The sequence below is a fragment of the Glaciibacter kafniensis genome, from assembly GCF_039538945.1.
Taxonomy (GTDB): Bacteria; Actinomycetota; Actinomycetes; order Actinomycetales; family Microbacteriaceae; genus Cryobacterium; species Cryobacterium kafniensis.
Map to the genome: position 1 here is coordinate 1 of NZ_BAABCN010000002.1, position 11,445 is coordinate 11,445.

An 11,445-nucleotide genomic window follows, 5' to 3' on the forward strand; every position below is an offset into this window, starting at 1 on the left:
AAACAACATAATTGAAGAGTTTGTCCAGAACCTTGGACGACGAAGCGATGATTGTTCGAAACGACTTGACAACCCTCCTCACGGAGAGTTGATCGGAAGATGTTTCGGCGGCCATAGCGAGAGGGAAACGCCCGGTCACATTCCGAACCCGGAAGCTAAGACTCTCAGCGCCGATGGTACTGCAGGGGGGACCCTGTGGGAGAGTAGGACACCGCCGGACTTAACTTAGAAAAACGTGAAATGGCCACCCTACGGGGTGGCCATTTTGCGTTAAGCCGTACGCTTGTAAAAGCACGAGGTGCGGCACCATAAATTACACAGGAGATACAACAGTGAGCCCTTCAGGATCCAATGGCAACGACCCCCGCGGCGGTGGCCGGGAGGACCGATGGTCCGGCGCAGGCCGAAACGACCGCTCGAAGGGTGCACAGGGTGATTCCGGACGCTCCTCGGGAGCTCCGCACCGTGGTAACTCCGATCGTCCGTCCGGTTCGGGTGAGCGTGCCCCGTACCGTGGTAACTCTGATCGTCCCTCCGGTTCTGGCGAGCGTGCTCCCTACCGTGGAAACTCCGACCGCACGAGTGCACCTCGCGACGGTGAGCGCAAGCCCTGGGAGAAGTCGGGCGAGCGCCCCGCGTACCGCGGAAACTCCGATCGTCCCTCTGGTTCGGGTGAGCGTGCTCCCTACCGTGGCAACTCTGACCGCACGAGTGCACCTCGTGACGGAGAGCGGAAGCCCTGGGAGAAGTCGGGCGAGCGTCCCGCGTACCGCGGAAACTCCGATCGTCCCTCTGGCTCGGGTGAGCGTGCTCCCTACCGTGGCAACTCCGACCGCCCGAGCGCTCCGCGCGACGGCGAGCGTAAGCCGTGGGCCAAAGATGGCGAACGTCCGGCCTACCGCGGAAACTCCGACCGTCCGTCGTCTGGCTCCGGTGAGCGCAAGCCCTGGGAGAAGTCCGGCGAACGCTCCGACCGTGCTCCGTACCGCGGAAACTCTGACCGTCCGGCTCGTCCGGCGCAGGATGGAGAGCGCAAGCCGTGGGCCAAGGACGGCGAACGTCCGGCCTACCGCGGAAACTCTGACCGCCCGTCCGGCGGAGACCGTCCGGCGCACCGCGGAAACTCAGATCGTCCCGACCGCCCGGCCCGTGCGCCCCGCGATGGCGAGCGTTCTGAGCGTCCGGCCTACCGCGGCGGTGCAGATCGTCCCGGACACCACGGCGACAAGAAGCCGTGGGACAAGGATGGTTCACGCTCCGAACGCCCGCGCCGCGACTCTGATTCACGTGACGGAGACAAGAAGCTGTGGACTCGCGACGGTGCCCCGGCCCGTAACGACCGTGAAGCCCGCGACGCCCAGTACATTGCTGAAGAGGAGACAGTCGAGCAGCGGATGCAGCGTGAGCTGCGCCCGGTTCGCTCGCGTCACGACGATCCCTTCCTGCCCGACGATGTCTCGGACAAAGATCTCGACCGCATCGCGCGCAACGAGCTGAAGACACTCACCAAAGACAATGCCGAATGGGTGGCCAAGCACCTCGCCATGGCAGTGCGCCTCATCGAGGAAGACCCGGAGCAGGCTCACCTGCACGTCGTCTCGGCAGCCCGTCGCGCCGGCCGCATCGCGGTCGTGCGTGAGACGTTGGCCATCACGGCATATGCCGTCGGCGACTTTGCTCTGGCCCTGCGCGAGCTGCGCACCTACCGCCGCATCTCCGGCTCGAACGAGCAGATTGCTCTGATGGTAGACAGCGAGCGTGGCGTGGGACGCCCCGACCGTGCACTCGAACTCGGCCGTTCGGTCGAACGCAGCACGCTGCCCGCCGGCGTTCAGGTGAGCCTGGCGATTGCGATGTCGGGTGCCCGCCTCGATCTCGGTGAGACCGAGGCCGCACTGCGCGAACTCGAGATTCCGCAGCTCGACCCCAAGACCGCTTTCTCCTACAGCGCCGAATTGTTCTCGGCCTACGCCGAGGTGCTGGCCGATCTCGGCCGCGATGCCGACGCAGAGAAGTGGATGACTCTCGCCGCCCGCGCCGACGCCGCATTCGGTGACGCCGCGCTCGACGAGACCATCGAAATCATCGAGATCGATGAGGACGAAGACGGAATCCCGTTGGACGACGAGGACTCGGTGGTTGAGGAGCGCCCGACGGAGTCGGACGTGTCTCGAAACCACGCCGACGAGCAGCAGATCGACGAGTCGGAAACTGCTGAGCTGGAATCCGCAGATCACGACTCAGAGGTCGTCTCACGAGGTCTCGAGACGGTCGCTGGCGCTCCCTCCTCGACCACCGAGGTGGTCGTCGAGGTTTCGGCCCCCGTGGCGGCGAAGGCTGAGAAGGCTCCGAAGGCTCCGAAGGCTGAGAAGGCTCCGAAGGTCGAGAAGGCTCCGAAGGTCGAGAAGGCTCCGAAGGCTGAGAAGGTCGAGAAGCCTGTCAAGGCCGAAAAGGCCGAAAAGGCTGTCAATGTCGCGAAGGTCGTTGAGGCTCCAGAGGTCTCGACCGGCTTGACCGAAGCTCCCGATGCTTCTGAAGACGACGCGGTCTCGACAAGCTCGACCACCGAAGCCAAGGCTGAAGCCGCGCGCCTCGCGAAGAACGAGAAGGCTCGCCTCGCCCGCGCCGAGAAGGCCGCAGCGAAGGCAGCAGCCGCGACCACGTCGACCAAGAAGTAGAGACGAGTGCTGAAGCTGGGACGCACAACGAAGGCGACAACGCCTCTCGACGGCGTCGACGTTCTCCTTGCCGACCTCGATGGTGTCGTATACGCCGGTCCTGCAGCCATTCCGTTCGCGGTCGATGCGCTGAACCTGGCCGCCGAAACGATGCGTGTCGGCTACATCACCAATAACGCCTCACGCACCGACCAGTCTGTCGCCGACCACCTGACCGAACTCGGTCTGGCGGTCGCGGCAGCGGATGTCGTGACGTCGCCTCAGGCTGCCGTGCGTCTGCTCGCTGAGCAGGCGCCGGCCGGCTCCCAGATCTTGGTGGTCGGCGGCGAGGGCCTGGTCGTCGAGGTCGAGAAGGCCGGATTCATCGTGACCCGGTCGGCCGACGACAAGCCGGCCGCGGTCATCCAGGGGTTTGCTCCCGACGTGGGCTGGGCGCACCTGGCTGAGGCGGCGTTCGCGCTGAACAACTCAGCGGCCGACGGCGGCGAAGGCATCCCGTGGATTGCCACGAACACCGACTGGACGATTCCCGTCGCCCGCGGCATCGCGCCAGGCAACGGCACGCTGGTCTCTGCAGTGCACACGGCTGTCGGTCGGTTGCCGCTCGTGGCAGGTAAGCCGGAGGTCGCGATCTTCACAGAGGCGATCAACCGGTTCGACGCGAAAAACGCGTTGTTCATCGGCGACCGTCTCGACACCGACATCCTGGGCGCCAATCGCGCCGGAATCCCCTCTGTGCTGGTGCTGACCGGCATCGACAAGGCGAAGCAGGCCTTGGCGGCCGATGCGAACTCGCGTCCACAGTTTTTGCTCAGCGACCTTCGTCAGCTGCACGAGCCCTACCCGGTGCCTGTGTTCAGCAAGGACCAATCGACGGCCACCGTCGCCGGCGCGTCCGTGCGCATCCGTGGCAATGATGTCGAAATCACTGCTGACGGCGACAACGGGATCAACCTGTTGCGCGCCGCGTGTGCTGTGATTTGGGCATCGGGCCGACCGATCTATGGGCTCAACGTTCCGGAGCGACTGTATCTCGACCGGTAATCTTGAAGGTATGGATGCCACCGAGACTCCCTCCGGCGAAACGAACGGCGAAACGAACGGCGAATCATTCGACGCCTCGTTTGAGGACGGGCTTGCCTCGCGGCTGTCTCTGATCGAAGAGCAGCCGTTGGAGAAACGCGCCGCGGCATACACCGAGGTTCACGATCGGTTGCGTGACCGCCTCGAGGGCGGCGACGTGCCGGCGGCGGCACACCGATGAATGAGGTTGCTCCTGTGAACGAGTCCACACCGATGGAGGAGTCCCCATCGCCGGACGAGGCCGCGCCCACGACCCCGCCGACCCCTCCGACGCCGCCGAGCGACCCGCGGCTCGACATCGCGCTCGTCGAACGCGGCCTGGTGCGCTCGCGCACTGTCGCCGCCAAACTCATCGCCGACGGCCTGGTCACGGTGGATGGCAAACCGGTCGTCAAGGCATCCGCCAAAATTCGGGAGAACCAGGTTCTCGAGGTTGCGTCCACCGACCACTACGTGAGCCGCGGTGCCCACAAGCTCATCGCCGCACTCGACGCCTTCGACATTCCGGTCGCCGGGCGCACGGTGCTCGACGCCGGCGCTTCGACCGGCGGTTTCAGCCAGGTGCTGCTTGAACGCGGTGCTGCACAGGTGATCGCCGCCGATGTCGGGCACGGTCAGATCTCTCCGGAACTCGTCTTCGATCCGCGGCTCGCCCTGGTCGAAGGCTTCAACCTGCGCTACGCGACGGCGGAATCGATCGCCGCGGCATCCGGGGTCGCCACGCGTCCCGACCTCGTTGTCGGAGACCTCTCCTTCATCTCGTTGACGACGGTGCTGCCGGCCCTCGTCGCAACGGCGACCCCCGACGCCGACTTCGTGCTGCTGATCAAGCCGCAGTTCGAGGTGGGAAAAGAGAGCATCCGCGAGGGCGTCGTCACGAATCCGGCCCTTCGAGCGGATGCGGTCACCGGCGTGCTCTGGGCGGCCTTTGACCTCGGCCTCCGCGCACACGGTCTGATCGCCTCACCGATTGCCGGTGCAGCAGGAAATCGCGAGTATCTGTGCTGGATCAGCACCGCAGCCGACAGTAATCCGACAGAATGGATCGACCGGATTACCCGACTCGTGGGAGCGTGACGACATGACTGCAGCACCTCGTCACATCCTCGTTGTCGCGCACACCGGCCGCACCGATTCGCTCGACGCCGCCGTCACGGTGTGCCAGCAGCTCCTCGCTGCCGGCGCGGTGCCGGTGCTCGACGTCGACGAACGTGCCGACCTGCTCGCGTCGTCACCCGAGCTTGAAACCCACCTCGGCATTCTGGGCGACGGCGTTGACGCCGACGAACTCGAACTCGTGATTGTGCTCGGCGGCGACGGCACGATTCTGCGTGCCGCCGAACTCGTGCGCGGCTGCTCTGCTCCGCTTCTGGGCATCAACCTCGGCCACGTCGGCTTTCTCGCCGAGAGTGAGCGCGACGACCTCGGCGAGGCTGTGCACCGCGTGCTCACCCGCGACTACACGGTCGAGGAGCGCATGGCACTCTCGGTACGCGTCAAAGTCGGCAGCGACGTCGTCTACGAAACCTGGGCGCTCAACGAGGCGTCGGTCGAGAAGGCCAGCCGCGAACGGATGCTCGAGGTCGTCATCGAGGTCGATGGCCGCCCCCTCTCGTCATTTGGCTGCGATGGCGTCGTCATGTCGACGCCCACCGGGTCGACCGCGTACTCATTCTCAGCCGGCGGCCCGATCGTCTGGCCCAGCCTCGACGCGCTGCTGCTCGTGCCGCTCTCGGCCCACGCGCTCTTTGCCCGACCCCTCGTGGTCGGCCCCGATTCATCGTTGGCCGTCGAAGTGCTGGCCCGCAATGATGGGGCCGCTGTGCTCTGGGCCGATGGCCGCCGCGCCTTCGACCTGCCGCCCGGCGCGCGTGTCGTCGCCCGGCGGTCGAGTGTTCCGGTGCGCCTGGCGCGCCTGCACACCGGACCATTCACCGACCGTCTGGTCAACAAATTCAACCTGCCTGTCACGGGCTGGAGAGGTCCTGTTGGCAGTGAATAAGGCGCAACGCATGAACGAGAATCTCGGGAGTGAAGCGCAGCGCATGAACGGTGGACGAGCATGATCGAAGAACTGTCCATTCGGGATCTCGGCGTCATCGCCGAAGCCACCCTGCCGCTCGGCCCCGGGTTCACCGCGGTCACGGGTGAAACCGGCGCCGGAAAGACCATGGTCGTCACTGCCCTCGGGTTGCTGCTCGGCGAACGCGCCGACGCCGGCACCGTGCGCCAGGGACAGGCCCAGAGTTGGGTGGAAGGCCGCTGGTTGATCGACCCCGTCGGCGCCGTCGCCGACCGGGTGCGTGACGCCGGGGGAGACCTCGACGGCCCGGAGCTCATCCTCGGCCGCTCGGTGTCGGTCGAAGGCCGCAGCCGTGCCATCGTCGGCGGCCGCAGCGCCCCGGCGAGCGTGCTCGGTGACCTCGGTGGCGATCTTGTCGTCGTGCACGGCCAGTCAGACCAGGTGCGCCTGCGTTCCGCCGTCGCCCAACGTGATGCCCTCGACCGGTTCGCCGGACCCGACCTCGCCGCCGCACTGACCAACTATCGAAGCGCCTTTCACCGCTGGCAGGCCAACCGGGTCGAACTTGAACAGCTCACCCGCGAACGCGACGAACGCGCCCGTGAAGCCGACGATCTGCGCGCCGCAATCGCCGAGGTCGAGACCGTCGCACCGCAGCGCGGCGAAGACGTCGAGCTGACCGAGCGTGCCGAACGCCTCGGCAACCTCGAGGAGCTGCGCCTCGCCGCCGCCCAGTCGCGCGAACTGCTCTCAGCCGAGGAGTCGACCGACGATGTTCCGGATGCGACGGCGCTGCTCGACGCGGCACGTCGCCAACTCGAGCGCGCGGCCGGCCACGACCCCGCCCTGCCGCCGATGGTTGACGCGATCGCCAACGCCGGCTTTCTCATCGCCGACATTGCCGCGCAGCTGTCCAGCTACCTTGACGGCCTCGACGCCGACGGCGCACGAGAGCTCGAAATCGTGCAGGAGCGGCGCGCCGAACTCTCGACCGTTGCCCGCAAATACGTCGGCGGACTCGACGAGGCCATCGATTTTCTCGACACCGGCAGTGCCCGGCTGCTCGAACTCGACGGCGACTCAGACCGCATCGACCAGTTGGAGGGCGAGACCGCAGCCGACCTGCAGCTCGTCGACGAACTCGCCGGCACCCTCACCGCGTTGCGGGTGCAGGCCGCCGGAGAGCTCGGCAGTGCGGTCACCGCAGAGCTGAGCGCGCTGGCGATGCCAGACGCCCGACTGATCGTGGAGATCGACAGCCGTGACGAGGCCACCCTGACCGGTCGCGACACCGTGAAGATTCTGCTTCAACCTCATGCAGGGGCTGAGCCGCGGTCGCTCGCGCGCGGCGCATCCGGTGGTGAACTCTCCCGGGTGATGCTCGCGATCGAGGTCGTCATCAACGCCACAGACCCGGTGCCGACCTTCGTTTTCGACGAGGTGGACGCCGGAGTCGGCGGGGCGGCGGCGATCGAGATCGGCCGACGGCTCGCCCGGCTCGCCGAAACCGCGCAGGTCATTGTCGTCACCCACCTGGCGCAGGTTGCCGCGTTCGCCGGCAACCACCTCACCGTGGTGAAAGACAGCGACGGGTCGGTGACCGCGTCGAGTGTGAAGCAGCTGCAGGGGGAGGAGCGCGCCGCCGAAATGGCCCGGCTGCTCTCCGGCCTGCCCGATTCGGCCAGCGGACTCGAGCACGCTCGCGAACTGATCGCCCTCGCGCACGCGCGCTGACGACCGCGCTGACGACCGCGCTGACGGATGCGCCGACGAGTACTCCGACGGATGCGCTGTCGGCCACGCTGGGGGACCCACCTTCGAGCACACTGACGCGCGCCGACATATTCTCATTTCGTCGGCATCAATTCGGTCACACTGGGGAGACGTTCAGGGTGACGCCTGATAGGCTCGAGGCCCGTGGTGAACATTAAAAACGCGGACAACTCAGACGGCATTACCAAGCACATTTTTGTGACCGGTGGTGTCGTTTCTTCATTGGGTAAAGGCCTGACGGCAGCAAGCCTCGGCAATCTGCTCACCGCGCGGGGACTACGCGTCGTGATGCAGAAACTTGACCCCTACCTCAACGTCGACCCGGGAACGATGAACCCGTTCCAGCACGGTGAAGTCTTCGTCACTGACGATGGCGCCGAAACCGACCTCGACATCGGTCACTACGAACGCTTTCTGGACATCAATCTGAACCAGGCCGCGAACGTCACGACCGGCCAGATTTACTCGCAGGTGATTGCGAAAGAGCGTCGCGGGGAGTACCTCGGCGACACTGTGCAGGTCATCCCGCACATCACCGACGAGATCAAGCGTCGCATGCGCCTGCAGGCCAGCGATGAGCTGCAGCCCGACGTGATCATCACAGAGGTCGGCGGCACCGTCGGCGACATCGAATCGCAGCCGTTCATCGAAGCCGCCCGTCAGGTGCGTCACGAACTCGGCCGCAAGAACGTTTTCTTCGTTCACGTCTCGCTCGTGCCGTTCATGAACGCGTCTGGCGAGCAGAAGACCAAGCCGACCCAGCACTCGGTCGCCGCCCTGCGTTCGCTCGGCATCCAGCCGGACGCCCTGGTGCTGCGTAGCGACCGCCCGGTCTCCGACTCGAACAAGCGCAAGATTGCGCTGATGTGCGACGTCGAAGAGGCCGCGGTCGTCAACTGCATCGACCTGCCGAGCATCTACGACATCCCGTCGACGCTGCACGAGCAGGGCCTCGACGCGTACATCATCGACACCCTCGGCTTGCAGGCCAACGACGTGGACTGGAGCAGCTGGCAGCCGGTGCTCGACGCCGTGCACGAGCCCAAGTTCGAGGTGAACATCGGCCTGGTCGGCAAGTACATCGACCTGCCGGATGCCTACCTCTCGGTCACTGAGGCGCTGCGAGCCGGCGGCTTCGCCCACCAGAGCAAGGTCAAGATCCACTGGATTCCCTCCGACGAGTGCGAGACCGAAGAGGGCGCAGCACGCATGCTGGCCGACCTCGACGGCATCTGTGTTCCCGGCGGATTCGGCGTGCGCGGCATCGAAGGCAAGCTCGGCGCGCTGCGCTTCGCCCGTGAAAACGGCATCCCGACCCTCGGCCTGTGCCTGGGCCTGCAGTGCATGGTCATCGAGTACGCCCGCAACAAGGCCGGCCTGCCCGGCGCCTCGTCGAGCGAGTTCGACGAAGACACCGAGTTCCCCGTGATCGCGACGATGGAGGAGCAGGTCGAGATCATCGCCGGCGGCGACCTGGGCGGCACCATGCGCCTCGGCCTCTACTCGGCCACGCTCGCCCCCGGTTCGCTGGTTGCCGAGATGTACGGCGCCAACGAGGCGTCGGAGCGTCACCGTCACCGCTACGAGGTCAACAACCGCTACCGCGACCAGATCGCCGAAGCCGGCCTGTGGTTCTCCGGAACCTCGCCCGACCGCCAGCTCGTCGAGTACGTCGAGCTCACCCGCGACCAGCACCCGTTCTACGTGGGCACGCAGGCGCACCCCGAGCTGCGCTCGCGCCCGAACAACGCCAACCCGCTATTCCGTGGCCTGATCGGCGCAGCACTCGACCGCCAGCAGGCGAGCCGCCTCTTCGAAGTGAAGGTCGATGCCTAACCAGCCTCTCGAAGACGATCTCGCTCCGGCCTCAGTGGTCGCGAGCGAGATCGCTTTTGCCGGAAAAATTTGGAATGTGCGCCGCGACGAGTTCGCCTACAACGGGTCGACCATCGTGCGCGAATATCTCGATCACCCCGGCGCCGTCGCGATTCTGGCGCTTGACGAGCAGGATCGCGTGCTGCTGATCAAGCAGTACCGGCACCCCGTGCGGGTGCGCGGCTGGGAGCTTCCCGCCGGTCTGCTCGATGAGGCCGGCGAGAGCCCGGTCGACGGGGCCAAGCGTGAACTGGCCGAAGAAGCGGATGTTGCGGCGACCGATTGGGCTGTCCTCGGCGAGTTCTCCACGTCGCCGGGTGGCAGCGATGAAGTCATCCGCATCTTCCTGGCGCGCGGCCTGAGCGCGCTGCCCGACGCATTCGATCGCAGCGACGAAGAAGCCGACATCGAGATCCGCTGGGTACCGCTCGACGACTGCGTCGATGCAGTGCTCGCGCGACGCATCCAGAACCCGTCGCTTGTGATCGGCGTGCTGGCCGCGCACGCTGCGCGCAGTCGGGGCTGGGCGAGCCTGGGGCCGGCCGACGCGCCGTGGCCGCGGCATCCGTCGAGCTGGAAAACTCACTCGTGAGCATCGAGACGGCCGTGGACTCCTACCTGCGGCATGTCTCGATCGAACGCGGGCTGGCCGCCAACACCGTCGCGGCGTACCGGCGTGATCTGGTCATTTACGCCGACTGGCTGAGTTTCTCGGGGCTTGATGACTTGCGCGGCGTCAGCTCCGCTCATATTTCTGAATTCGTGCGGTTTCTCGGCACGCGCGAGGAGGCACCGCTGACGGCGTCGTCGGTCGCGCGCATTCTGTCGAGTGTGCGCGGATTCCACCGCTTTCTGCTTGAAGAGTCGGTGGTCGAGACGGATGTGGCCTACGACACGAAGCCGCCGAAGCTCGGCTCGCGGCTGCCGAAGGCCATCTCGATTGAGCAGGTGAATGCGCTTCTTGCCGCGACCGACGGAGACGAGGTGCAGCAGTTGCGCGATAAGGCGCTGCTGGAACTGCTCTATGCGACTGGCGCGCGGGTGTCGGAGGTTGTCACGCTCAACGTCGACGATGTGCTCGAAGAGGATGTCGTGCGGCTGACCGGCAAGGGTTCGAAGCAGCGGATTGTGCCGCTGGGCAGTTTTGCGCGGGCCGCCATCGATTCATACCTCGTGCGGGCGCGACCGTTGTTGTCGGTGCGGGGGAGTGCGACCCCGGCCCTGTTTCTGGGGATGCGTGGGGCGCGGGTCAGCCGGCAGAACGCCTGGCTGATCATCAAGGCGGCGGCCGAGCGGGCCGAACTGACCGTCGAGGTGTCTCCGCACACGCTGCGGCACTCGTTCGCGACGCATCTGCTGGCCGGGGGAGCGGATGTGCGCGTGGTGCAGGAGCTGCTCGGGCATTCGTCGGTGGCGACGACGCAGATCTACACGCTGGTGACGGCCGACACGCTGCGGGACATGTACACGACTGCGCATCCAAGGGCGCGGTAGACCGGTCCGTCGCGGCGGATCCGCCCCCGAATCGGCTCTGAGTCGAGATCAGGGGTGCCGAATCAGGGTGCCGAAATCAGGAGCGGAGGAGTGTCGCGGCACTGTTCACTGTCAATTCGCCGGTTTGTTCCGGTCGACACACCTCCACTCCTGATTTTGGTACCAGCCAGGTGTCGGGAACCCGCGCCGCGGCATCCGACCCGCGTGACGGCATTCGACCCGCGTCGCGGCATTCGACCCGCGCGACGGGCGTTCGGCAGGGGGTCGACGGGGCGGCATGTGGGTTGCGCGCGTTGGGTGCCGCTGCGCGCGTTGGCGCCAGCCCGCGTGGCGGCATTCGACCCGCGCGACGAATACATGGGATGGGCTCGACCCGCGCAGCGGCATCCGACCCGCGCAGCGGCATCCGACCCGCGCGACGGCATCCGAGCCGCGCGACGGCATCCGAGCCGCGCGACGGCATCCGACCCGCGCGACGGGCGTTCGGCAGAGGTTCGACGGGGCGGGATGTGGGTTGCG

At 66.3% G+C, this 11,445-nt stretch carries 9 protein-coding genes and 1 rRNA gene; all 10 read left to right on the forward strand.

The genetic code is table 11. From position 1 onward, the window contains the following. The first annotated feature begins 103 nt into the window (after window positions 1–103). The 10 genes from rrf (at window position 104) to xerD (ending at window position 10,926) form a co-directional block, all read left to right on the forward strand. Window positions 104–220: ribosomal RNA gene (gene rrf, locus ABD791_RS00455) — 5S ribosomal RNA — on the forward strand. Between the two features lie 112 nt (window positions 221–332). Then, entirely contained in the window at window positions 333–2,678 is a 2,346-nt protein-coding gene (locus tag ABD791_RS00460; protein ID WP_345061213.1) for a hypothetical protein, read from the forward strand. 6 nt (window positions 2,679–2,684) lie between these two features. After that, window positions 2,685–3,722 (forward strand): HAD-IIA family hydrolase, encoded by a 1,038-nt coding sequence (locus ABD791_RS00465; RefSeq protein WP_425562204.1) that lies wholly within the window; start codon window positions 2,685–2,687, stop codon window positions 3,720–3,722. 10 nt (window positions 3,723–3,732) lie between these two features. Next, window positions 3,733–3,942, forward strand: coding sequence for a hypothetical protein (locus tag ABD791_RS00470; protein ID WP_345061215.1), 210 nt, complete (start codon window positions 3,733–3,735; stop codon window positions 3,940–3,942). Window positions 3,943–3,956: 14 nt separating this feature from the next. Next, window positions 3,957–4,838 (forward strand): TlyA family RNA methyltransferase, encoded by an 882-nt coding sequence (locus ABD791_RS00475; protein ID WP_345061217.1) that lies wholly within the window; start codon window positions 3,957–3,959, stop codon window positions 4,836–4,838. 4 nt (window positions 4,839–4,842) lie between these two features. Continuing rightward, the gene (locus tag ABD791_RS00480) at window positions 4,843–5,763 is read left to right on the forward strand and encodes an NAD kinase (protein ID WP_345061219.1); all 921 of its coding nucleotides are present in this window, start codon (window positions 4,843–4,845) and stop codon (window positions 5,761–5,763) included. Window positions 5,764–5,823: 60 nt separating this feature from the next. After that, the gene (recN, locus tag ABD791_RS00485; RefSeq protein WP_345061221.1) at window positions 5,824–7,518 is read left to right on the forward strand and encodes a DNA repair protein RecN; all 1,695 of its coding nucleotides are present in this window, start codon (window positions 5,824–5,826) and stop codon (window positions 7,516–7,518) included. A 186-nt stretch (window positions 7,519–7,704) separates the two neighbouring features. After that, window positions 7,705–9,393, forward strand: a complete 1,689-nt coding sequence (gene pyrG, locus ABD791_RS00490; protein ID WP_345064401.1) for a CTP synthase — start codon at window positions 7,705–7,707, stop codon at window positions 9,391–9,393. Next, window positions 9,386–10,024, forward strand: coding sequence for an NUDIX domain-containing protein (locus ABD791_RS00495; RefSeq protein ID WP_345061223.1), 639 nt, complete (start codon window positions 9,386–9,388; stop codon window positions 10,022–10,024). Before pyrG ends, ABD791_RS00495 begins: the two co-directional genes overlap by 8 nt. After that, window positions 10,021–10,926, forward strand: a complete 906-nt coding sequence (gene xerD / locus ABD791_RS00500) for a site-specific tyrosine recombinase XerD (RefSeq protein ID WP_345061225.1) — start codon at window positions 10,021–10,023, stop codon at window positions 10,924–10,926. The genes ABD791_RS00495 and xerD overlap by 4 nt, the downstream gene beginning before the upstream one ends. The last annotated feature ends 519 nt before the right edge of the window (window positions 10,927–11,445 follow it).

What these genes read in the sequence shown, in the direction of transcription:
- ABD791_RS00470 (WP_345061215.1), top strand. Translation starts at nt 3,733, where the DNA reads ATGGATGCCACCGAGACTCCCTCCGGCGAAACGAACGGCGAAACGAAC.
- ABD791_RS00480 (WP_345061219.1), top strand. Translation starts at nt 4,843, where the DNA reads ATGACTGCAGCACCTCGTCACATCCTCGTTGTCGCGCACACCGGCCGC.
- recN (WP_345061221.1), top strand. Translation starts at nt 5,824, where the DNA reads ATGATCGAAGAACTGTCCATTCGGGATCTCGGCGTCATCGCCGAAGCC.
- ABD791_RS00495 (WP_345061223.1), top strand. Translation starts at nt 9,386, where the DNA reads ATGCCTAACCAGCCTCTCGAAGACGATCTCGCTCCGGCCTCAGTGGTC.